The sequence below is a fragment of the Pseudomonas sp. SDI genome, from assembly GCF_003105155.1.
Lineage (GTDB): Bacteria > Pseudomonadota > Gammaproteobacteria > Pseudomonadales > Pseudomonadaceae > Aquipseudomonas.
The window spans coordinates 42,232-66,117 of the sequence record NZ_QETK01000029.1 but is presented as its reverse complement, the minus strand read 5'-3'; the positions used below and the strand labels follow the sequence as shown (position 1 = coordinate 66,117).

The following is a 23,886-nucleotide window of genomic DNA, read 5'->3' as shown; positions in this document are numbered from 1 at the left end:
ACAAGGGATCGCGAGGAGCGGGCTCGTCCCGCGATAGGGCCGGTGTGGCTAGTACAGATCGACCGGGTCCACATCCAGCGACCAGCGCACCTGGCGCCCCGCAGGCATCTGTTCCAACAGTAGCAACCAGGCGCTGATCAGTCGATGCAAGGGCGCTCGTGCATTGGCCTGGAGCAAGAGTTGTGCACGATAACGCCCCGCCCGTCGCTCCATTGGCGCCGGCACCGGGCCCAGCAGCTCGATGCCTTGCAAGCCATGCTCGGCGAGTAACTGCTCGGCGGCTGCGCAGGCCTCGTCGAGGAAGCCTTCGGCCTGCCCCGGCTTGTGCGCTTCGGCGCGCAGCAACGCCAGGTGCGCGAACGGCGGCAGCCCGGCCGCGCGGCGCTCGCTCAGGGCCTGCTCGGCAAAGGCGAAATAGCCCTGTTCGGTGAGCTGCACCAGTAAAGGATGGTCGGCCAGGTGCGTCTGAATGATCACCTTGCCCGGCTCCTCGGCCCGCCCGGCCCGTCCGGCCACCTGCACGATCAGTTGCGCCATGCGCTCGCTGGCGCGGAAGTCGCCGGAGAACAGCCCGCCGTCGGCATCGAGAATCGCCACCAGAGTCACCCGCGGGAAGTGATGCCCCTTGGCCAGCATTTGCGTGCCGACCAGAATGCACGGCTGGCCCCGCTGGATGGTATTGAACAGCTGATTCATCGCGTCCTTGCGCGATGTGCTGTCGCGGTCGACGCGTAGCACCGGAAAGTCCGGGAACAGAATGCTCAGGCGCTCTTCGGCACGCTCGGTACCGGCGCCGACCGGGCGCAGGTCGACGTGCTTGCACTGCGGGCAGTGCCGCGGCACGCGCTCGTCGTAGCCGCAGTGGTGACAGCGCAGCTCGCCGGAGCGCTGGTGCACGGTCATCCGCGCATCGCAACGTGGGCACTCCGACAGCCAGCCACAGTCGTGGCACAGCAGTGTTGGCGCAAAACCGCGACGGTTGAGGAACACCAGCACCTGCTGGCCGGCCGCCAGGGTCTGGGCAATCGCCTGTTGCATTGGCCCGCTGATGCCGCTGTCCAGTGGCCGGCTCTTCACGTCCAGGCGCAGGAAGCGCGGTGCCTGCGCGCCGCCTGCGCGGTGGTTGAGGCGCAGCAGGCCATAGCGACCGGTGTAGGCGTTATGCAGGCTTTCCAGCGAAGGCGTCGCCGAACCGAGCAGGATCGGAATGTTCTCCTGGCGCGCACGCACCAGCGCCAGGTCGCGGGCGTGGTAGCGCAGGCCTTCCTGCTGTTTATAGGAGCCGTCGTGCTCCTCGTCGATGATGATCAGCCCCGGATGCTTCATCGGCGTGAACAGCGCCGAGCGCGTGCCGATGATGATGTCGGCCTCGCCGTCGCGTGCCGCCAGCCAGGCGTCGAGGCGCTCGCGGTCGTTCACCGCCGAATGCAACAGGGCGATACGCGCATTGAAGCGCTGCTCGAAGCGCGCCAGGGTCTGCGGGCCGAGGTTGATCTCGGGAATCAGGATCAACGCCTGTTTGCCGGCTTCGAGGGTTTCGCGGATCAGTTGCAGGTAGACCTCGGTCTTGCCGCTGCCGGTCACCCCGGCCAGCAGGAAGGCGTGAAAGCTGTCGAAGCCGGCGCGCACGGCATGAAACGCGGCCCGCTGCTCGTCGTTGAGCGGCAGTTCCGGCTGCGCCAGCCAGTGCTCATGGCGTTCGCTCGGCGCGTGTCGGCGTATTTCGACCTGCACCAGTTCCTTGGCCAGCAGCAGGTCGAGGCTGTCCTTGCTCAGCATCAGTTTGCTCAGCAGGCCGTGTGCCACCCCATGTGGGTGCTGGGCGAGGGTGGCGAGGGCTTCGCGCTGGCGCGGTGCGCGGGCGATCCGCGGGTCGTCCTGGCGGGCGCCGGGGGCAACCTGCCAGAAACGCTCCTGGCGCGCTTCGGCCGGCTCGCCCTGACGCAGCAGCACCGGCAGGGCCCAGCTCAGGGTGTCGCCGAGGCTGTGCTGATAGTACTGGGCCGTCCACAGGCACAGCTTGAACAGTGCCGGCGGCAGTGGTGATACCGGGTCGAGCAGGGCCAGCGCCGGCTTGAGCTTGTCGGCCGGCACTTCGCTGTGCTCGCATACTTCGATCAGTACGCCGATCATCTCCCGCCGGCCAAACGGCACGCGCACGCGCATGCCGGGGGTGAACGCCGTACGCGCCATGCCCGCGGGAGCCCTGTAATCGAACAGCCGCCGCAGGGGCGAGGGCAGGGCAAGGCGAAGAATGACGTCGGACACGCGGCAAGATCTCTGAAGGGGAATTCCTGAACCGGCGAGCCTAGCAGACGACCGTCGGTGCAAGCGACAACTTGCGTCGACGCTTGGCTCTGGTATCATTCGGGCCCTATTTTGCGTGCGGTATTCAACAATGGTGTTGAGTGGCGGCACGTCAGCACTGAGGAAGACCCCATGAAGCCAGAAATTCACCCGAACTACGAAATCGTCGCTGTTACCTGCAGCTGCGGCAACAAGTTCGAGACTCGTTCGACCCTGTGCGCTCCACTGGGTACCGACGTTTGCAACGAGTGCCACCCGTTCTACACCGGTAAGCAGAAGACTCTGGATACTGGCGGTCGCGTCAAGCGCTTCGAAGATCGCTTCGCTGCGTTCGGCAAGAAGTAAGAATGCCCGACGCAAGCCCCAGGGGTTTTGCGTTGCAGCTGAAAAAGGCGTCCCTTGCGGGCGCCTTTTTTATGGCCGCTATTCAGGCTCAGGCCGCCAGCTTCTGCCCGCAGCCGGTCAACCCACAGCCGGTGCAGGTGCGTCAGGTGGTCGATGGCGACACGGTGCGCCTGACCGACGGTCGCAGCGTTCGTCTGATTGGCATCAATGCCCCGGAAATCGGCCGTAAGGGCCGCACCAGCGAAGCCTTCGCCGAGGCGGCGCGCCAGCGCCTGCAGGCGCTGGTCAAGGCCAGCGACGGCCAGTTGCAGTTGGTGCCTGGCGCCGAGGCGCAGGACAAGTACGGGCGCACCCTGGCGCATATCTATGACCGCTCTGGCGACAATCTTGAAGCCACCCTGCTCAGCGAGGGCCTTGGCTACCGTGTTGCGGTGGCGCCGAACGTCGATCTGGCCGGCTGCCAGCAACCGGCCGAACAGGCCGCCCGACAGGCCGGGCTGGGGCTCTGGCGGCGCTCGCCAGTGATCCCGGCCGGGCGGCTCAGCCAGTCTGGCTTTGCCGTGATCTCGGGGCAGGTACGGGCTATCGAGCGCAATCGCGGGGGGATCTGGCTGGAAATCGACGATTCGTTGGTGCTGCAGGTGCCCGCTCGCTTGCAGCGCAATTTCCCCGCGACGTTCTTCGCCGACCTGGAAGGGCGCCGCATCGAAGCACGCGGTTGGGTGCTGGATCGTTCCCGCAAAGGTGGCCTGAAGCCGGGTCAGCAGCGCTGGATGCTGCCATTGACCGACCCGACGATGCTCGAACGGGTAGAAAGATGAAAAATTGTGGACATTTTTAAAATGAATTGTACACACTGAAACCCTTGCAGGCTGCGGCTCTTGGCGGAAAGTCGTAGGTTAAAGGCCTTGACACAAGTGACTGGCCAGTCTTGTCGGCCCTTGGCTCTTTGCGTATCCTCGGCGGTCCGTCAGAACAGTAAATAGCGGAATGCCCACCATGTCAGATTTGAAAACTGCCGCTCTCGAATATCATGCTCAGCCTCGTCCGGGGAAACTGAGCGTCGAGCTCACCAAGCCAACCGCGACTGCTCGCGACCTGTCGCTGGCCTACAGCCCGGGTGTTGCCGAACCCGTACGTGAAATCGGTCGCGATCCTGAGCTGGCCTACAAGTACACCGGCAAGGGCAATCTGGTAGCAGTCATCTCCGACGGCACCGCCATCCTTGGCCTGGGTAACCTTGGCCCACTGGCGTCCAAGCCGGTCATGGAAGGCAAGGGCGTTCTGTTCAAGCGTTTCGCCGGTATCGACGTGTTCGACATCGAAGTCGACGCCGAGAGCCCACAAGCGTTCATCGACACCGTCAAGCGCATCTCCATCACCTTCGGTGGCATCAACCTGGAAGACATCAAGGCACCTGAGTGCTTCGAGATCGAGCGCGCGCTGATCGAACAGTGCGACATCCCGGTATTCCATGACGACCAGCACGGTACGGCGATCGTGACCGCTGCCGGCATGATCAACGCCCTGGAAATCGCTGGCAAAACCCTGCCCGACGCCAAGATCGTCTGCCTGGGCGCCGGCGCTGCCGCCATCTCCTGCATGAAGTTGCTGGTGAGCATGGGGGCCAACGTTGAAAACATCTTCATGGTTGACCGTACCGGTGTGATCCACTCCGGCCGTGACGACCTGAACCAGTACAAGGCGGTCTTCGCCCACGCTACCGACAAGCGCACCCTGGCCGATGCCCTCGACGGCGCCGACGTGTTCGTTGGTCTGTCCGGCCCGAACCTGCTGAGCGCTGAAGGCCTGAAGTCGATGGCGGCCAACCCGATCGTGTTCGCCTGCTCGAACCCGGATCCGGAAATCGCCCCTGAGCTGGCGCACGCTACCCGTAGCGACGTGATCATGGCGACCGGTCGTTCCGACTACCCGAACCAGGTCAACAACGTACTGGGCTTCCCGTTCATCTTCCGTGGCGCCCTGGACGTTCGCGCCAAGCGCATCAACGAAGAGATGAAGATTGCTGCAGCCATCGCCCTGAAAGACCTGGCCAAGCTGCCAGTGCCTAAGGAAGTCTGCGATGCCTACGGCGGTCAGGCACTGGAGTTCGGCCGTGAGTACATCATTCCGAAGCCAATGGATGCCCGTCTGATCACCGTGATCTCCGATGCGGTGGCTAAAGCGGCTATCGAGACCGGTGTGGCGACCCTGCCGTATCCGAAGAACTACCCGCTGAACAGCGTGGACGACGTGTTCAACGGTTAAGCCGTTGTAGCGTTGTACCAAAAAGCCCCGGCTCGTAAGAGTCGGGGCTTTTTGTTGGGCGTTGGATCTGTGCTGGCTTCATCGCGGGACTAGCCCGCTCCCACAGAAGGGCGGCAGGTGGGAGCGGGCTAGTCCCGCGATGGGCTGCGAAGCAGCCCTGACAAGCCTTAGAACAAATCCATCGGTGCCGCTTCGTCCGCTGGCAATGGGCTGCCCGGCGCGCTGCCGTTGCCCAGCTCGTTCACCGACGGCGGCGTGTCCTCGGCCTTGAACAGCTCGAAGTAGGCATTCGGCGTGCTTGGCGTCGCCGCCCGGCCGCTCACCGGGTCTACCCGCAAGCTCAGGATGCCTTCCGGCTCCGGCTGGGTGTGCGGCGGCTTGTCCTTCAGCGCAGCACCCATGAAGCTCATCCAGATCGGCAGCGACACCGTGCCGCCATATTCCCGTCGGCCCAGCGTCTCCGGCTGGTCGAAGCCAGTCCACACGGTGGTCACGTAGTCGCCGTTGTAGCCGGAGAACCACGCATCCTTCGATTCGTTGGTGGTACCGGTCTTGCCGGCCAGGTCGCTACGGCCCAGTGCCATGGCGCGGCGCCCGGTACCCTTCTTGATCACATCCTCAAGCATGCTGTTGAGAATATAAGTGGTGCGCGCATCGATGATCCGCTCGGCCACTGCCGGCACCTGCGGTGCGGGCGTCGCCGGCGCCGCATCGGCACTGAGCGGCTGCACATCCGGTGCGGCGATCCCGGCCTGATCCTGATTGCCCTGCGGCACGCTAGGCGGGTTGGCCGTGAACAGCGTCTCGCCGTTGCGACTCTCGACCTTGTCGATCAGGTACGGGGTGATCTTGTAGCCGCCGTTGGCAAAGGTGCTCCAGCCCGTGGCGATCTCCATCGGCGTCAGCGTTGCGGTACCCAGGGCCAGCGACAGGTTGCGCGGCAGGTCCTGCTTGTTGAAACCGAACTTGGCGATGTAGTCGATGGTGGTGTCGATGCCGATGCTTTGCAGCAGGCGGATCGAGACCAGGTTGCGCGACTTGTACAGCGCCTCGCGCATGCGGATCGGGCCGAGGAAGGTGTTGGTGTCGTTCTTCGGCCGCCAGACCTTGTCCAGGTACTCGTCGACGAACACGATCGGCGCATCGTTGACCAGGCTCGCCGCAGTGTAGCCGTGATCCAGGGCGGCGCTGTACACGAACGGCTTGAAGCTCGAGCCCGGCTGACGCTTGGCTTGCATGGCGCGGTTGTAGTTGCTCTGCTCGAACGAGAAGCCGCCGACCAGGGCGCGGATGGCGCCGTTGCTCGGGTCGAGGGTGACCAGCGCGCTCTGTGCGCCCGGCACCTGGCTGAACTTGAGGCTGTCGTCGGCCAGGCGCAACACGCGGATCACGTCGCCCACCTGGGCCACATCGCTTGGCTGCGTAGGCGCGCGGCCCTGGCTGTTGGTGTTGAGGAACGGCCGCGCCCACTTCATGGTTTCCCAGGCGACGGTCTGCTCTTCGCCCGTCTTGGTCAGCACGCGCAGGCCGGTCTTCTCAACCTGGGTAACGATGGCCGGTTCCAGCCCGCCCAGCGTGCGCTGCTTGAGCAGTTCCTGCTGCCAGGCGGCGCGGGTCTTGCCCGGCAGCCGCGATTCCGGCCCCCGGTAGCCGTGGCGCTGGTCGTAGGCGCTGAGGCCGTCGAGCACGGCGCTGTTGGCCATGCCCTGCAGGTCGCTCGGCACGGTGGTGGTCACGCGGAAGCCTTCGGTGTAGGCGTCGCTGCCATAGCGGCCGACCATCTCGGCACGGGCCATTTCGGCGATATACGGGGCGTTCACTTCCGGGGTTGGTACGTGATAGCTGGCGTTCAGCGGTTCGGCCAGGGCGGCCTGATAGCTGCCTTCGTCGATCTTGCCGAGCTTGTACATGCGGCCGAGGATCCAGTCGCGCCGCTCCTTGGCCCGCGCCGGGTTGGCCAGCGGGTTGAAGCGCGATGGCGCCTTGGGCAGGCCGGCAATCATCGCCATCTGCGCCAGGCTGATGTCGCGGATCGATTTGCCGTAGTACACCTGCGCTGCCGCTTCGATACCGTAGGCGCGGTTGCCCAGGTAGATCTTGTTCACGTACAGCTCGAGGATCTCGTCCTTGGTCAGTTCGCGCTCGATCTGCAAGGCCAGGAGAATCTCGTTGGTCTTGCGCGAGAAGCTGCGTTCGCTGCTGAGGAAGAAGTTTTTCGCTACCTGCATGGTGATGGTGCTGCCGCCGGTCTGGATGTGCCCGGACTTGAGCAATTGTGTTGCAGCACGCATCAGGCTGCTGGGGTCGACCCCATAGTGATTGGCAAAGTTGTCGTCTTCGGCAGACAGCAAAGCCTGGATGAAATGCGGGGGAATGTCGGCGAACTTGATGGGAGAGCGACGCATCTCGCCAAATTCGGCAATCAGCTTGTTGTCGCTGCTGTAGACCCGCAAAGGGATCTGCAACTGGATGCTTCGCAGCGCCTCCACCGAGGGCAGGCTGGGACTAAGATACAGAAACGCGCCGCTCAGGCCGAGCACGACTGCGCTAATGACTGCGACGAATGACCACCAGAAGAACTTCAGCAGACGAATCAAGGCTTTGGGGTGTCCAGTTAAAAAATGGATTGAGCGCAGGGCTGGCGGTCAGGAAAAAAACGCTGGGCATTATAAGCAATTTTCAGCGCACCGCGTGATAAGCGCGGCAGACGGCGGCGCCGTCATCAACCTTCTCCCTCTTGAAAGGAATCGCCAATGCTTGGACGTATCGGCAAGGACGCCGGTTCACTGCTCGGAATAGAAATTGCCCCTTCTTCGCTGCGCCTGCTGCACCTGGCACGTGGCAAGCCCTGTGCCTGGGCGGTGGAACCGCTGCCGGCCGGGGCTGTGGACAACGGCCAGATCGCCCAGCCGGAAACGGTAGCCGGTGCCTTGCGCCGGGCATTTTCACGCAGCGGAGCGCGGCAGCGCCGCGCGGCGGTGGCGCTGTCGGCGTCGCGGGTTATCAACAAGACCGTACAGCTTCCAGCCGGCCTGAGCGCCGTCGAAATCGACGAACGGCTACGCCAGGAAGCCGAACAATGCGTGCCGTTCGACCTGGAAGAAGCGGCCCTGGATTTCCAGTTGATGGGCTCCAGCGCGGTTGGCTCGGGCAGCGTCGATGTGGCCTTTTCCGCCTGCCATCAGGGCGCGCTGGACGGCCTGGAAGCGGCGCTGGAGCTGGCCGGGCTTTACGCGCGGGTGGTGGATATCGACAGCCATGTACTGGCGCGGGCCCTGGGTCAGCGTGTGTCCGGTCCGGCAGCGATGCTGCAGGTCGAGCCGGGCTGGCGGGTGCTGCACACCTTCGCGCCCGGCCATATCGGCTCGCGCAGCGAGGCCCGTGCGGCCTGCCCGGTGGCGCAGTTGGACCGCTGGCTGCTGGCCGAAGCGCAGATGCCCGAGCAACTCTGGCTGTGTGGCGCCGAGGCCGCCGAGGGCGGGCTGGCCGAGCAGTTGCAGCAGCACCTGGGCATCGCCACCCAGGTGTTCGACCCATTCGCCGGCAACCTCGGCCCGGCAGCACCGAGCCTGGCCATTGCCTATGGCCTGTCCCTGCGAGGTGCCGACTGATGCGCAAGGTCAATCTGCTTCCCTGGCGCGACTGGCAGCGCCAGCGCGCGATCCGGCAACTACAGGGGTTGCTGTGCGTCAGCCTGCTGCTGGGGGGTGTCGGCGTACTGTTGGCGGACCTCTACCTGCGCCACGCCACCCAGCGCGAACAGCAGGCCAGCGCCACCTTGCAGGCGGATTTTCGCCTGTTCGAGCAGCGCCTGGCCCAGCTCGGTACGCTGGATGCGCGGCGCCGGCAGTTGACCGCACAGCTCGATGCCATCGAGGCGCTGCGCGCGCACCGGCTGCCACTGGAACACTGGCTGCAGCAGCTCGGGGAGCAATTGCCGGCGGGTATCCAACTGGGTGTGTTGCAAGTGCAGGGCGAGCGCTTGTCGTTGTCCGGGCTGGCCGAGTCCGGTCCGCAGGTAGCGCGACTGCTGGAGCACCTGGCACAGGTGCCAGGGCTAGTCGCGCCGACCTTGCAGGAGATCACGGCGCTGGCCGCGGGTGAGCAGTTCCAGCTGAGCGCGCAGGTGACGCCATGAATGTACGTCTCGATTGGTCGGCCCTGAGCCAGTGGCCGCGCGCGCGCCAACTGTTGTTGCTGCTCGGCTGTTGTGTGTGCAGCGGCGTGCTGGGGTACGGGCTGCACGTGCGCGGCCTGGCAGCCGGATGGGAGCACGCAGCGCAGCAGCGGCAAGCCATACAGGCGCAATGGCTGGATAAACGTAGCCAGGCCGAGCTGGTCGGCGCCTTCCGAGCCCAGGTCGACGAGCTGGCGGCGGAACGCCGCGGGGCTGCTCGGGCCCTGCTCGACGAGGCTGGCCTGCCGGCTTTCCTGGCGGAAATCTCTCGGCTGGGCCGGGGGCTTGCCTTTGAACAGACCCGCGTGCTGGCGGCAAATGATAGGAGGTTTCCTACGCAAGTGCCGATTCAACTCAGCGTTGTCGGCCGCTATGCAGCACTGACGGCCTTTGTCGCCGCGCTGGCGCGGATGAATACCTTGCTCACCTTTCACGACCTGACCCTGGCACCGCTGGAGGACGGCGCGCCGGGGCTGCTGCGCTTGCAGTTGCAGGTGAACAGTTACCGCTCGCCGCTGGCCCGTTCGGTGTTGCCCACCGCGCAGGCTCAGCCGGCGGCGGCCCGCGACCCGTTCCAGCCGGTACAGGATGCCTCGACGTTACCGTTGTTGCAGCGTGTCCCGTTGGATCAGTTGATGGGGGTCGGCAGCCTGGCCGGCGCGGAGGAGCGGATAGCCCTGGTGCGTGTCGCCGACAGCGTGCTGCCGGTGCGCGAGGGCGATGTGCTGGGCAAGGAGGGTGCGCGGGTGGCCAGGGTGGCCGAGCAGCATATCGAACTGGTCGAACCGTCGCGGACGATCCGCTGGGGCCAGCCTTAATAAAGGAGAAGGACAATGAACAGGATGTTCAGGCTTTTCGCACTATTGATACTTGGGCTGTTTACACAGGTTGTTGGGGCAACGCTGGAGTCGGGGCGGCTGGCCGGCAACACGCTCTCGCTGAATTTTCAGGATGTTGAGGTGCGTGCGGTGTTGCAGGTGCTGGCCGACTTCAGTGGGGTCAACCTGGTGGCCAGCGACAGCGTACAGGGCAAGCTCACCCTGCGCTTGCGCGAGGTGCCCTGGGAGCAGGCGCTGGACCTGGTACTGCGCAGCAAGGGCCTTGGCCAGCAGCGTGACGGTAACGTGTTGTTGATCGCGCCGCTGGCGGAGCTGGCCGGGCGCGAGCAACTGCTGCCGGATACCGAGCGAAGCCTGTCGCGGGTCGGCCCCCTACAGCAGGTGTTGCTGCCGATCAACCACGCCAAGGCGGCGGACATCGCCGAGCTGTTTGAAACCCTCGACCTCGGCGCGGCGGGCAGCGGCGCTGGGCTCGCGGTCGACGAGCGGACCAATATGCTGATTGTCAGCCAGCCTGCGGAGCGCCTGGAGGCTTTGCGCGCGCTGGTCGGCCAGCTCGACGTACCGGTGCGCCAGGTGATGATCGAGGCGCGGATCGTCGAGGCCAATGTCGATTACGAGAAGGGCCTTGGGGTGCGCTGGGGTGGGTTGCTCAAGCTCGGCGGCGGCGTGGAGTTCAAGGGGCTGGCGGGTGAAGGGCAGCCTTTCGTCGACCTCGGTCTGGAGCGTGCCAGTGCCGGCATCGGTGTCGGCCTGGTGCGCGACAGCGGGTTGCTCGACCTGGAACTCAGTGCCATGGAGAAAAGCGGCAACGGCGAGATCATTTCCCAGCCCAAGGTGGTCACCGCCGACAAGGAGACGGCGCGCATCCTCAAGGGCACCGAGGTGCCCTATCAGGAGTCCGGCGCCAATGGCACCACCTCTACGACCTTTCGCGAAGCCTCGCTGTCGCTGGAGGTGACCCCGCAGATCACCCGTGACAACCGGGTGATCATGGACGTCAAGGTCACCAAGGACGAACCGGACTATCTCAACGCCCTGGCCAATGTGCCGCCGATCCGCAAGAACGAGGTCACGTCCAAGGTGCAGGTGGCCGATGGCGAGACCATCGTGATCGGCGGCGTGTACTCCACGGTGAAAAGTAATGTGCTCGACAAGGTGCCATTTTTCGGCGATGTGCCGTATGTTGGGCGGCTGTTTCGTCGCGCTGTCGTTCAAGAGAAAAAATCCAAGCTGCTGGTCTTCCTGACTCCGCGTATCATGAGTGACCAGGCGATTGCTGTGAGTCGTTGATTCTGTGCGAAATTTGATACTTGTAGGGCCGATGGGGGCCGGTAAGAGCACCATCGGTCGCTTGCTGGCCAAAGAGCTGCGCCTGCCGTTCAAGGATTCCGACAAGGAAATTGAATTGCGCACGGGCGCCAATATCCCGTGGATTTTCGACAAGGAAGGCGAGCCCGGTTTCCGTGATCGCGAGCAGGCCATGATTGCCGAGCTCTGCGCCGCCGATGGCGTGGTGCTGGCTACCGGTGGCGGCGCTGTCATGCGCGACGCCAACCGCAAGGCGCTGCACGACGGCGGGCGGGTGATCTACCTGCATGCCTCGGTCGAGCAGCAGGTCGGGCGGACTGCCCGCGACCGCAACCGGCCGCTGCTGCGCACCGCCAACCCGGAAGCCACCTTGCGCGCCCTGCTGGAGCTGCGCGATCCGCTGTACCGCGAGATTGCCGATCTGGTGGTGGAAACCGACGAACGGCCGCCACGCATGGTGGTGCTGGATATTCTCGAGCGCTTGCAGAAGTTGCCGCCCCGCTGACGCATGATTATCCTCGGCGATCCGTTATGCCGTGGCAGGGCACCTCGATATCACGCAGCGCGAGTCGTCGTCGCTGCGCCTTTGTTCTTTGTGGGGAAACATGCAGACACTTAAGGTCGAACTGGGCGAACGAAGCTACCCGATCTACATCGGTGAAGGCTTGCTCGACAAGCCGGAACTGCTAGCGCCGCATATTGCTGGCCGGCAGGTGGCTATCGTCTCCAACGAGACTGTCGCGCCCCTCTATCTGGAACGCCTGAGCCGTACCCTGGGGGCCTACTCGGTGTTGCCGGTGGTGCTGCCGGACGGTGAAGCGCACAAGAACTGGGAAACCCTGCAACTGATTTTCGACGCCATGCTCGGTGCCCGTCTCGATCGTCGTGCCACCGTGGTGGCGCTGGGCGGCGGGGTGATCGGCGACATGGCCGGCTTCGCTGCCGCCTGCTATCAGCGCGGCGTGGACTTCATCCAGGTGCCGACCACCCTGCTGTCGCAGGTCGACTCCTCGGTGGGCGGTAAAACCGGCATCAACCACCCGCTGGGCAAGAACATGGTGGGCGCGTTCTACCAACCGAACGCCGTGCTGATCGACACCGCGAGCCTGAACACCTTGCCTTCGCGCGAGCTGTCGGCGGGCCTGGCGGAAGTGATCAAGTACGGGCTGATCTGCGACAAACCGTTCCTGACCTGGCTCGAAGCCAATGTCGAGGCCCTGCGTAACCTCGACCAGGCCGCCCTCACCGAAGCCATCCAGCGTTCCTGCGCGGCCAAGGCGGCGGTGGTCGGTGCCGACGAGCGCGAGTCCGGCGTGCGTGCCACCCTGAACCTCGGGCATACCTTCGGCCACGCCATCGAGACGCACATGGGCTATGGTGTGTGGCTACATGGTGAAGCGGTCGCGGCTGGCACGGTGATGGCGCTGGAAATGTCGATGCGTCTGGGCTGGATCAGCCCGGACGAGCGCGACCGCGGTATCCGCCTGTTCCAGCGCGCCGGCCTGCCGGTGCTGCCGCCTCAGGAAATGACCCCGGCGCAGTTCATGGAACACATGTCGGTGGACAAGAAAGTACTCGACGGTCGTTTGCGCCTGGTTCTGCTGCGCCACATGGGCGAAGCCGTGGTTACCGACGACTACCCGCAAGAGATTCTTCAGGCCACGCTGGCGGCGGATTACCGCGCAATCGTGGCCCAGCTTTGAGGTTGATGAAAGTTCAATGACCAGTTTGCATGCCGACGAGGCCTTCCTCGGCCATTACCAGTTGAACCATGACCCCTTCGCCGCGCGGGTGCCTGGCTTCAAGTTCTTTCCTGCCCAGCGCAAGCCGGTACTTGGCCAGTTGCATCACCTGGCGCGTTACAGCCAGTTGCTGCTGGTGGTCACCGGGCCGCAAGGCAGCGGCAAGACCCTGCTGCGCCAGGCCCTGGTGGCCAGCACCAACAAGCAATCGGTGCAGAGCGTGGTGGTTTCCGCGCGCGGCGCCAGCGATGCTGCGGGCCTGCTGGCGCAGGTTGCCCAGTCGCTGAACGTGGCCACGGCACAAGTGCCGGAAATCCTTGCCCAGGTGGTTCAGCTGGCGCTCACCGGGCAGGAAGTCTACTTGCTGGTGGACGACGCGGAACAACTGGGCGAGTCGGCACTCCAAGCCTTGCTGGAACTGGCGACGGGCACCCCGGAAGGGCGTCCGCACGTGTTCCTGTTCGGCGAGCCATCGCTGATCGCCAGTCTCGACGAGTTCGAGGCCGATCAGGAGCGCTTCCATGTCATCGAGCTGCAGCCTTACAGCGAAGACGAAACCCGGGAGTACCTGGAGCAACGTCTGGAAGGTGCGGGGCGCGGGCTGGAGGTGTTCACCAGCGAGCAGATCGCCGATATCCACCAACACTCTGATGGCTGGCCGGGTGCAATCAACCAGGTCGCCCGAGACACCATGATCGAAGCCATGATCGCCAGCCGTACCACGGTGAAGCGACCATCAATGGGGTTCAATATGCCGAAGAAACACGTGCTGGCGCTGTCTGCTGTGGTAGTAGTCGCCGTCGCGGCCGCCGTGCTGATGCCGAAGAAAGGCGATCAGGCGCCCGGCACCGCGCCGGCCGAGCAGGCGCAATTGCCGCTGGGGCAGGGGCAGCCGGGCACTGCCCAGCCCAACAACGGTGGCCCGTCCATCGAGTTCGCTGGTTCCTCGCAGCCGATGCCGTTGCCGCTGGTTGGCCAGTCGCAGCCGGTCATGCGCGGCCCGCTGGCCGAAGCCGCCGGCATGGGCGAAGGTGAAGAAACTGCCCCTGCCGCCAATACTGCGTTGCAGCCGCCAACCGTCACCACCATTGCACCGCCGTCAGGCGTCGAGGCCGGCCCTGCGCCGACCCCGGCCCAGCCTGTAGCCAGCGTGCCGGCGCAGCCGGTTGCACCTGTGTCGCAACCTGTAGCGAGCAAGCCGGTTGCACCTGCAGCCAAGCCTGCACCGACACAAGTTGCAACCGCAGCGCCTGCAGTCAAACCGGCCACAAAGCCGGCCGAAAAGCCCGCGGCCAAGCCCGCAGCCGGTGCCGCCGGCGGTGGCTGGTACGCCGGTCAGGCGCCAGGTAACTACGTGGTACAGATTCTGGGCACCAGCTCTGAAGCCACTGCCCAGGCCTACGTCAAAGCCCAGGGTGGCGACTATCGCTACTTCAAGAAAAACCTCCAGGGCAAGCCGCTGTACGTGATCACCTATGGCAGCTTCTCCAGCCGTGATGCAGCCCTTGCTGCAATCAAGGCCTTGCCAGCCAAGGTCCAGGCTGGTAAACCTTGGCCACGTAGCGTTGCCAGCGTCCAACAAGAACTGGCCGCAACCCGCTGAAAATAGCCTGGTGGCACTACCCCCGCCACCTGCTGAGCGACTCCTGAATCCCGGTCAAGCCTGCTGCGTCATTACGCGGCAGGCTTTTCTGTCCCAGACTGCCGGCCACAAGCCATATTGCAGTTCAGGCTGAAACGCTTCAGACTCAAGCCGAAGCCGTTACCACGGTGCATGGTTTAAAAACATTCAAAAATGCGACATGAATTTTCACTGATTCGTCAGTAAATTTGTGAGCGTCACTGTCGCTGTGCAACACTGTGCCGCAATTGCTCCATGTTCTGGCTTCACTTTTACCCCGCAAAGCTGGCATTCGTTCGGCGTGGATGGTAAGTGGTTGTACTAAAAAGAGATTTGCCTTGGTGAGAGGCGAACCTGGTGAGAAAGTGTCTATGAAAACAGGTCTGTACCATCCCGAAGAATTCAAGGATAACTGTGGTTTCGGCCTGATCGCCCATATGACGGGCGAACCCAGCCACCACCTTCTGACAACGGCCATCGAGGCCCTGACCTGCATGACCCACCGCGGTGGGATCAACGCCGACGGCAAAACCGGCGACGGTTGCGGTCTGCTGATGCAGAAGCCCGATCAGTTCCTGCGTGCGGTTGCCCGCGAGCAGTTCGGTAGCGAGCTACCGAAGCAGTACGCGGTCGGCATGGTGTTCTTCAATCAGGACAACGCCAAAGCCGAAGCGGCGCGCGACAACATGAACCGCGAGATCCTCGCCGCGGGCCTGCAACTGGTAGGCTGGCGCAAGGTGCCGATCGACACCAGCGTCCTCGGCCGCCTGGCCCTGGAGCGCCTGCCGCAGATCGAGCAGGTGTTCGTCGGTGGCGAAGGCCTCAGCGATCAGGCGTTCGCGATCAAGCTGTTCAGTGCCCGGCGTCGCTCCTCGGTGGCCAACGCCGCCGACACCGACCACTACATCTGCAGCTTTTCGCACAAGACCATCATCTACAAAGGCCTGATGATGCCGGCGGACCTCGCCGCGTTTTATCCAGACCTGGGTGATCAGCGCCTGCAAACCGCGATCTGCGTGTTCCACCAGCGCTTCTCCACCAACACCCTGCCGAAATGGCCGCTGGCGCAGCCGTTCCGCTTTCTCGCCCACAACGGCGAGATCAACACCATTACCGGTAACCGCAACTGGGCCCAGGCGCGGCGGACCAAGTTCGCCAACGAACTGATCCCCGACCTCGAAGAGCTCGGCCCGCTGGTCAATCGCGTCGGCTCCGACTCCTCCAGCATGGACAACATGCTCGAACTGATGGTGACCGGCGGCATCGACCTGTTCCGCGGCGTGCGCATGATCATTCCGCCAGCGTGGCAGAACGTCGAAACCATGGACGCCGACCTGCGCGCGTTCTACGAATACAACTCCATGCACATGGAAGCCTGGGACGGCCCGGCCGGCGTGGTATTGACCGAAGGTCGCCACGCGGTGTGCCTGCTCGACCGCAACGGCCTGCGCCCGGCGCGCTGGGTGACCACCAAGAACGGCTACATCACCCTCGCCTCGGAAATCGGCGTGTGGAACTACAAGCCGGAAGACGTCATTGCCAAGGGCCGCGTGGGCCCGGGGCAGATCTTTGCCGTGGACACCGAAACCGGGCAGATCCTCGACACCGACGCCATCGACAACCGCCTCAAGTCGCGCCACCCGTACAAGCGCTGGCTGCGCCAGAATGCCCTGCGCATTCAGGCCGACCTGAGCGACGACCAGGGCGCCGCGAGCTACGACACCGATCAGCTCAAGCAATACATGAAGATGTTCCAGGTCACCTTCGAGGAGCGCGACCAGGTGCTGCGTCCGCTCGGCGAGCAGGGCCAGGAAGCGGTCGGCTCGATGGGCGACGACACGCCGATGGCAATCCTGTCGCAGCGCGTGCGCTCGACCTACGACTACTTCCGTCAGCAGTTCGCCCAGGTTACCAACCCGCCGATCGACCCGCTGCGTGAAGCCATCGTCATGTCGCTGGAGATCTGCCTCGGTGCCGAGCGCAACATCTTCCAGGAATCCCCCGAGCACGCCTCGCGGGTGATCCTCAGCTCGCCGGTGATCTCGCCGGCCAAATGGCGCTCGCTGATGAACCTCGACCGTCCGGGTTTCGAGCGTCAGCTGATCGACCTCAACTACGACGAGAGCATCGGCCTGGAAGCGGCCATCCGCAATATTGCCGACCAGGCCGAAGAGGCTGTCCGTGCCGGCAAGACCCAGCTGGTGCTCAGCGACCGCCATATTGCGCCGGGCAAACTGCCGGCGCACGCCTCGCTGGCGGTGGGCGCGGTGCATCACCGCCTCACCGACCTGGGCCTGCGTTGCGACAGCAACATCCTGGTCGAGACCGCCACCGCCCGCGACCCGCATCACTTTGCCGTGCTGATCGGCTTCGGTGCCTCGGCGGTCTACCCGTACCTGGCCTATGAAGTGCTGGCCGACCTGATCCGCACCGGCGAAGTGCTGGGCGACCTGGACGAAGTCTTCAAGTACTACCGCAAGGGCATCTCCAAGGGCCTGTTGAAGATCCTCTCGAAGATGGGCATCTCGACCGTCGGTTCCTACCGTGGCGCCCAGCTGTTCGAAGCGGTCGGCCTGTCGGAAGAAGTGGTTGCCTTGAGCTTCAAGGGTGTCGCCAGCCGCCTCAAGGGTGCGCGTTTCGTCGACATCGAGAACGAGCAGAAGCTGCTCGCCGCTGAAGCCTGGAGCCCGCGCAAGCCGATCCAGCAGGGCGGCCTGCTGAAGTTCGTCCACGGGGGCGAATACCATGCCTATAACCCGGATGTGGTCAACACCCTGCAAGCCGCCGTGCAGCAGGGCGACTACGCCAAGTTCAAGGAGTACACCGCGCTGGTCGATAAGCGTCCGGTGTCGATGATCCGCGACCTGTTGCAGGTCAAGGTCGCCGAACAGCCGCTGGCGTTGAGCGACGTCGAGCCGCTGGAAGCGATCCTCAAGCGCTTCGACTCGGCCGGGATCTCCCTCGGTGCGCTGTCGCCGGAAGCCCACGAAGCGCTGGCCGAAGCGATGAACCGCCTGGGCGCGCGTTCCAACTCCGGTGAGGGCGGCGAAGACCCGGCCCGCTACGGCACGATCAAAAGCTCGAAGATCAAGCAGGTCGCCACCGGCCGCTTCGGGGTCACACCCGAGTACCTGGTGAACGCCGAAGTGCTGCAGATCAAGGTGGCCCAGGGTGCCAAACCGGGCGAGGGTGGCCAGCTGCCCGGCGGCAAGGTCAACGGCCTGATCGCCAAGCTGCGCTACGCGGTGCCGGGCGTGACCTTGATCTCGCCACCGCCGCACCATGACATCTACTCGATCGAAGACCTGTCGCAACTGATCTTCGACCTCAAGCAGGTCAACCCGCAGGCACTGGTGTCGGTCAAGCTGGTCGCCGAAGCCGGCGTGGGCACCATTGCCGCCGGTGTGGCCAAGGCCTACGCCGACCTGATCACCATTTCCGGTTACGACGGTGGCACTGGCGCTTCGCCGCTGACCTCGATCAAGTACGCTGGCGCCCCGTGGGAACTGGGCCTGGCCGAGACCCACCAGACCCTGCGCGGCAACGACCTGCGCGGCAAGGTGCGGGTGCAGACCGACGGCGGCCTGAAAACCGGCCTCGACGTGATCAAGGCCGCCATCCTCGGCGCCGAAAGCTTCGGCTTCGGCACCGCACCGATGATCGCCCTGGGCTGCAAATACCTGCGTATCTGTCACCTGAACAACTGCGCCACTGGCGTCGCCACGCAGAACGACAAGCTGCGCAAGGATCACTACATCGGCACCGTCGACATGGTGGTGAATTTCTTCACCTACGTCGCCGAAGAAACCCGCGAATGGCTGGCCAAGCTTGGGGTGCGCAGCCTCGGCGAGCTGATCGGGCGTACCGACCTGCTGGAAATGCTCCCGGGCGAAACCGAGAAGCAGAAACACCTCGACCTCAGCCCGTTGCTCGGCAGCCCGCACGTGCCGGCCGACAAGCCGCAGTTCTGTGAAGTCGACCGTAACCCGCCGTTCGACAAGGGCGTGCTGGCCGAGAAGATGGTGCAGATGGCCCTGCCGGCGATCCGCGACCTGGCCGGCGGTGAATTCGAACTGGATATCTGCAACTGCGACCGCTCCATCGGCGCGCGGATCTCCGGCGAAATCGCCCGCCTGCACGGCAACCAGGGCATGGCCAAGGCGCCACTGACCTTCCGCTTCAAGGGCACGGCCGGGCAGAGCTTTGGCGTGTGGAACGCTGGCGGCCTGAACATGTACCTCGAAGGTGATGCCAACGACTACGTCGGTAAAGGCATGACCGGTGGCAAGCTGGTGATCGTGCCGCCTGCGGGCAGCCCGTTCGCGACTCAGCACAGCGCCATCGTCGGCAACACCTGTCTGTATGGCGCCACGGGCGGCAAGCTGTTTGCTGCCGGTACGGCCGGCGAACGCTTCGCCGTGCGCAACTCCGGTGCCCACGCCATTGTCGAAGGCACCGGCGACCACTGCTGTGAATACATGACCGGCGGCTTTGTCTGCGTTCTGGGCAAGACCGGTTACAACTTCGGCTCCGGGATGACCGGTGGTTTCGCCTACGTGCTCGACCAGGACAACAGCTTTGTTGACAAGGTCAACCACGAACTGGTGGAAATCCAGCGCATCAGCGGCGAGGCGATGGAGGCTTATCGCAGCCATCTGTCCCGCGTCCTCGGCGAATACGTCGAGGAAACCGGCAGCGAGTGGGGCCGTGAGCTCTGGGAAAACCTGGACGATTACGTGCGTCGCTTCTGGCTGGTGAAGCCGAAGGCGGCGAGCCTGAAGAACCTGCTGTCCAGCACCCGTGCCAACCCGCAATAAGCCGCTGCAAGCTTCAAGCTGCAAGTGGTGCAGATTGAGCGGGCGTAAAGATTCTTGCAGCTTCAGGCTTGCCGCTTGAAGCTGCTGCTAAGAGGTTTTGAACATGGCTGAACGTCTGAGTAATGACTTCCAGTTCATCGAGGTCGGTCGCAAGGATCCGAAAAAGAAGCTGTTGCGCCAACGTAAAAAAGAGTTCGTCGAGATCTACGAACCGTTCAAGCCCCAGCAGTCGGCCGAGCAGGCCCACCGCTGCCTGGGCTGCGGCAACCCGTACTGCGAATGGAAGTGCCCGGTGCACAACTTCATTCCGAACTGGTTGAAGCTGGTGTCCGAGGGCAACATCCTGGCGGCGGCGGAACTGTCGCACCAGACCAACACCCTGCCGGAAGTCTGCGGCCGGGTGTGCCCGCAGGACCGCCTGTGCGAGGGTGCCTGCACCCTCAACGACGGCTTTGGCGCGGTCACCATCGGTTCGGTGGAGAAGTACATCACCGACACCGCCTTCGCCATGGGCTGGCGCCCGGACATGTCCAAGGTCAAGCCGACCGGCAAGCGTGTCGCGATCATCGGTGCCGGCCCGGCCGGCCTGGGCTGTGCCGACGTGCTGGTGCGTGGCGGGGTCACCCCGGTGGTGTTCGACCGCAACCCGGAAATTGGTGGCCTGCTGACCTTCGGTATCCCCGAGTTCAAGCTGGAAAAGACCGTGCTGAGCAATCGCCGCGAAGTCTTCAGCGGCATGGGCATCGAGTTCCGCCTGAACACCGAGGTGGGCAAGGACATCAGCATGGAACAGCTGCTCGAAGAGTTCGATGCAGTGTTCATGGGCATGGGCACCTACACCTACATGAAGGGCGGTTTCCCGGGCGAAGACCTGCCGGGCGTGCATGATGCGCTGGACTTCCTGGTAGCCAACGTCAACCGTAACCTGGGCTTTGAAAAGTCGCCGGAAGACTTCGTCGACATGAAAGGCAAGAAGGTCGTGGTGCTCGGCGGTGGCGACACCGCGATGGACTGCAACCGCACCTCGATTCGCCAGGGCGCCAAAGCGGTGACCTGTGCTTATCGGCGCGACGAGGCGAACATGCCGGGCTCGCGCAAAGAGGTGAAGAACGCCAAGGAAGAAGGGGTCAAGTTCCTCTACAACCGCCAGCCGATTGCGATTGTCGGCGAGGACAAGGTCGAAGGCGTGAAGGTGGTCGAGACCCGTCTCGGCGAGCCGGATGCCCGTGGCCGGCGCAGCCCCGAGCCGATTCCCGGTTCCGAGGAAATCATCCCGGCCGACGCCGTGGTGATCGCCTTCGGTTTCCGCCCGAGCCCGGCGCCGTGGTTCGAGCAGTTCAGCATCCAGACCGACAGCCAGGGCCGTGTAGTGGCGCCGGAGCAGGGTGCCTACAAGCACCAGACCAGCAACCCGAAGATCTTCGCCGGTGGCGACATGGTGCGCGGGTCCGACCTGGTGGTGACGGCAATCTTCGAGGGGCGTAATGCGGCCGAGGGGATTCTGGATTACCTGGGCGTCTGAAAAAGCATCGTGGGATGAGCTCGCTCCTTGGAACCTGTGTTTAGCAAAATCTATTGATCCACCTCATCCCAATAGACAAAAGGCACGGTTCTAACCGTGCCTTTTCTGTTGGTGTCTGAGAAAATGCCCGCACTTTTTTTCCGGATGCCGACATGACTGCCCTGAAGAACGATCGTTTCCTGCGTGCACTGCTCAAGCAACCCGTAGACGTCACGCCTGTCTGGATGATGCGCCAAGCCGGCCGCTACCTGCCGGAATACCGCGCCAGCCGTGCCAAGGCCGGTGACTTCATGAGCCTGTGCATGAACCCGCAGTTCGCCTGCGAAGTCACCCTGCAGCCGCTGGACCGTTACCCGCTGGACGCCGCGATCCTCTTCTCCGACATCCTCACCATCCCCGACGCCATGGGCCAGGGCCTGTACTTCGAAACCGGCGAAGGCCCGCGTTTCAAGAAGGTCGTCAGCACCCTGGCCGACATCGAGGCGCTGCCGATTCCCGATCCGCAGAAAGACCTCGGCTACGTGATGGACGCGGTCAGCACCATCCGCCGTGAACTGAACGGCCGGGTGCCGCTGATCGGTTTCTCGGGTAGCCCGTGGACCCTGGCCACCTACATGGTCGAAGGCGGCTCGTCGAAAGACTTCCGCAAAACCAAGGCCATGCTCTATGACAATCCGCAGGCCATGCACCTGCTGCTCGACAAGCTGGCGCAGTCGGTGATCAGCTACCTCAACGGGCAGATCCTGGCCGGTGCGCAAGCGGTGCAGATCTTCGACACCTGGGGTGGCAACCTGTCGGCGGCGGCCTATCAGGAGTTCTCCCTGGCCTACATGCGCAAGATCGTCAGTGGCCTGATTCGCGAGCACGAAGGGCGCAAGGTGCCGGTGATCCTCTTCACCAAGAACGGCGGCCTGTGGCTGGAAAGCATCGCCGATGCCGGTGCCGACGCGCTGGGCCTGGACTGGACCTGCGATATCGGCGAGGCGCGTCAGCGCGTTGGCCACAAAGTGGCGCTGCAGGGCAACATGGACCCGACCGTGCTCTACGCCAAACCGGAAGCGATTCGCGCCGAAGTCGGGCGCATCCTTGCCAGTTATGGCAAGGGGTCCGGGCATGTGTTCAACCTCGGCCACGGGATTACCCCGGAGGTCGACCCTGCGCATGCCGGCGCGTTCATCAATGCCGTGCACGAGTTGTCGGCGCAGTACCACGGTTAAACGTATCCAGTCGTTTCAAAAAGCCCGGCATATGCCGGGCTTTTTGTTTTCTGCAGGGGTGTGTCGGTTCCTGCTGGCAATATTAGAGAAAGTTCCTACGCCATATGGAGAATGGTCCGACTTCGCCATTTAGAGAGTTTCCATAATCTTGCGCATCTTCTAGTTGTAAGACTTTGACCTCAGGAAGCGTAATAAAAATGGAAACAAAAAAAGTCGGTCTCTCTGTGCTGGGCGGGCTGTCCTGCGCCGTCTTCATGCTCTCGTCTGTTTACTCCTCGGTGGCTGCCGCCCATGGCTACATGGCCAATCCACCTTCGCGTGCCTACGCCTGCGCCAAGGGCCTGAACCTCAGCGCCGATTGCGGCGCGGCGCAATATGAGCCGCAAAGCGTCGGCGAAACCGTCAAGGGTTTCCCGGCGGCCGGCCCGGCGGATGGCAAGCTTGCCAGCGGTGGCAACAATGCCTTTGCCCAGCTTGACGTGCAGGCCGCCAACCGCTGGTACAAGACCAAGGTGGCGTCGGGTGCTATCGATTTCGGCTGGCACTACGCTGCCGGTCACAACACCACGCGCTGGGAATACTTCATCACCCGCAGCGACTGGAACCCCAACCTGCCGCTGACCCGTGCCGCGTTCGACCCGGGCCCGTTCTGCACCGTGCAGTGGAACGCCACGCCGCCGTTCGACAAACCCGAGGGCAGCAGCGGCCCAGGCAAGGAACTGCACCACTGCCAACTGCCGGCCGACCGCCGTGGCGACCATGTGATCTATGCGATCTGGACCGTCGACAACACCGCCAATGCGTTCTACAACGTCGTCGATGTGACCATCGGCGATGGCGGTGAAGAGCCTGGCCCACAATGGGACGAAGTCGGGCGGGTGCAGCCGCAGCGCGAACTGAGCATCGGCGATCAGGTCACTGCTCGGGCGTTCGTCGCGGGTGTGGAAAACCCAGGGTTCAGCACCACGCTGAAGATCGCCTCGGCCGAGCAAGGGCAACCGGCCAACTGGTCCTATGCGCTGGCCAAGCAGATCAACCTGACCCAGACCCAGGTCAAGGCCGGGCTGCGTGACAGCCAGGGCGAGATCATGCCCAACCTGGGCAGCAACACCCTGTTCGCCAAGCCGGCCTCCGGCATCAGCAGCTTCGAGCTGGCCTACGACCTCAAGCCGATCGACGAAGCCTACCTGCAGATCCAGGGTCTCAAGCCCGATTACCCACTCAGCGAAGGCAAGGCCACGCTGGACTTCCAGGTGCTTGCCAGCCAGCAGCTGGATGTTCGCGCATCGCTGTATGACAGCGAACACAAGCAGGTCGGTACCACCGGGCAGGCCGTGGATGCCGGCACGACCTCGTTGCAGCTGAACGTGCAAGGCACTGCCGGTAAACACCTGCTCAAGCTGATCGGTACCAGCAAGCAGGGCCGCACGGTGCTGCAGGACGAGCGGGAAGTGCAGCTGAGCGCCGCCGACAGCGGCGGTTACGACTTCAGCTTCCCGGAAGAGATTGGCCAGTACCGTGCCGGCACGCGCGTGCTACAGGTCAAAAACGGCAAGGTCTATGAGTGCCAGCCATTCCCGTACGAAGGCTTCTGCCGTCAGTACTCGCCAACGGCCAACGGCTTCGAGCCGGGCGTTGGTTCGGATTGGCGCACGGCCTGGATCGAGCGCTGACAGCGTCGCGACAACGCTTACAAACCAGCCCCCCCCGTGGGCTGGTT

General features: G+C 63.9%; 16 protein-coding genes. 14 read left to right on the top strand and 2 right to left on the bottom strand.

What is annotated here, in order from left to right:
* Positions 1-48: 48 nt before the first annotated feature.
* Positions 49-2,268, bottom strand: coding sequence for a primosomal protein N' (locus tag DCO48_RS18400; protein WP_116552030.1), 2,220 nt, complete (start codon positions 2,266-2,268; stop codon positions 49-51).
* Between the two features lie 171 nt (positions 2,269-2,439).
* On the opposite strand from DCO48_RS18400, the gene rpmE reads away from it, so the two are divergent.
* The 3 genes from rpmE (at position 2,440) to DCO48_RS18385 (ending at position 4,920) form a co-directional block, all read left to right on the top strand.
* A complete protein-coding gene (rpmE, locus tag DCO48_RS18395; protein WP_116552029.1) occupies positions 2,440-2,652 on the top strand; it encodes a 50S ribosomal protein L31 in 213 nt (70 codons plus the stop codon).
* 2 nt (positions 2,653-2,654) lie between these two features.
* Complete coding sequence (locus DCO48_RS18390) at positions 2,655-3,473, top strand: thermonuclease family protein (RefSeq protein WP_116552028.1); 819 nt, start codon at positions 2,655-2,657, stop codon at positions 3,471-3,473.
* A gap of 178 nt (positions 3,474-3,651) precedes the next feature.
* The gene (locus DCO48_RS18385) at positions 3,652-4,920 is read left to right on the top strand and encodes a malic enzyme-like NAD(P)-binding protein (protein ID WP_116552027.1); all 1,269 of its coding nucleotides are present in this window, start codon (positions 3,652-3,654) and stop codon (positions 4,918-4,920) included.
* A 167-nt stretch (positions 4,921-5,087) separates the two neighbouring features.
* On the opposite strand, the gene DCO48_RS18380 is transcribed toward DCO48_RS18385, so the two are convergent.
* The gene (locus DCO48_RS18380; RefSeq protein ID WP_116552026.1) at positions 5,088-7,517 is read right to left on the bottom strand and encodes a penicillin-binding protein 1A; all 2,430 of its coding nucleotides are present in this window, start codon (positions 7,515-7,517) and stop codon (positions 5,088-5,090) included.
* 156 nt (positions 7,518-7,673) lie between these two features.
* On the opposite strand from DCO48_RS18380, the gene pilM reads away from it, so the two are divergent.
* From pilM to gbpA, 11 genes are all read left to right on the top strand, one after another.
* Positions 7,674-8,531, top strand: coding sequence for a type IV pilus biogenesis protein PilM (gene pilM, locus DCO48_RS18375; protein WP_116552025.1), 858 nt, complete (start codon positions 7,674-7,676; stop codon positions 8,529-8,531).
* A complete protein-coding gene (locus tag DCO48_RS18370) occupies positions 8,531-9,058 on the top strand; it encodes a PilN domain-containing protein (RefSeq protein WP_116552024.1) in 528 nt (175 codons plus the stop codon). The genes pilM and DCO48_RS18370 overlap by 1 nt, the downstream gene beginning before the upstream one ends.
* Entirely contained in the window at positions 9,055-9,915 is an 861-nt protein-coding gene (locus tag DCO48_RS18365) for a pilus assembly protein PilP (protein ID WP_116552023.1), read from the top strand. The genes DCO48_RS18370 and DCO48_RS18365 overlap by 4 nt, the downstream gene beginning before the upstream one ends.
* A 24-nt stretch (positions 9,916-9,939) precedes the next feature.
* On the top strand, positions 9,940-11,229 hold the full coding sequence (locus DCO48_RS18360) for a type IV pilus secretin PilQ (protein ID WP_116552034.1): 1,290 nt from the start codon (positions 9,940-9,942) through the stop codon (positions 11,227-11,229).
* Positions 11,230-11,233: 4 nt separating this feature from the next.
* A complete protein-coding gene (gene aroK / locus DCO48_RS18355) occupies positions 11,234-11,752 on the top strand; it encodes a shikimate kinase AroK (RefSeq protein ID WP_116552022.1) in 519 nt (172 codons plus the stop codon).
* A gap of 100 nt (positions 11,753-11,852) precedes the next feature.
* Positions 11,853-12,950 carry a 3-dehydroquinate synthase gene (gene aroB / locus DCO48_RS18350; RefSeq protein ID WP_116552021.1) on the top strand — a complete coding sequence of 366 codons (1,098 nt, stop codon included), beginning with the start codon at positions 11,853-11,855 and terminating at the stop codon, positions 12,948-12,950.
* Between the two features lie 16 nt (positions 12,951-12,966).
* Complete coding sequence (locus DCO48_RS18345) at positions 12,967-14,592, top strand: AAA family ATPase (protein ID WP_116552020.1); 1,626 nt, start codon at positions 12,967-12,969, stop codon at positions 14,590-14,592.
* 389 nt (positions 14,593-14,981) lie between these two features.
* Positions 14,982-19,427 (top strand): glutamate synthase large subunit, encoded by a 4,446-nt coding sequence (gene gltB / locus DCO48_RS18340; protein WP_116552019.1) that lies wholly within the window; start codon positions 14,982-14,984, stop codon positions 19,425-19,427.
* A gap of 103 nt (positions 19,428-19,530) precedes the next feature.
* Positions 19,531-20,949, top strand: a complete 1,419-nt coding sequence (locus DCO48_RS18335; RefSeq protein ID WP_116552018.1) for an FAD-dependent oxidoreductase — start codon at positions 19,531-19,533, stop codon at positions 20,947-20,949.
* A gap of 152 nt (positions 20,950-21,101) precedes the next feature.
* Positions 21,102-22,166 (top strand): uroporphyrinogen decarboxylase, encoded by a 1,065-nt coding sequence (hemE, locus tag DCO48_RS18330; protein WP_116552017.1) that lies wholly within the window; start codon positions 21,102-21,104, stop codon positions 22,164-22,166.
* Between the two features lie 197 nt (positions 22,167-22,363).
* Positions 22,364-23,839 carry an N-acetylglucosamine-binding protein GbpA gene (gbpA, locus tag DCO48_RS18325; RefSeq protein WP_256584092.1) on the top strand — a complete coding sequence of 492 codons (1,476 nt, stop codon included), beginning with the start codon at positions 22,364-22,366 and terminating at the stop codon, positions 23,837-23,839.
* The last annotated feature ends 47 nt before the right edge of the window (positions 23,840-23,886 follow it).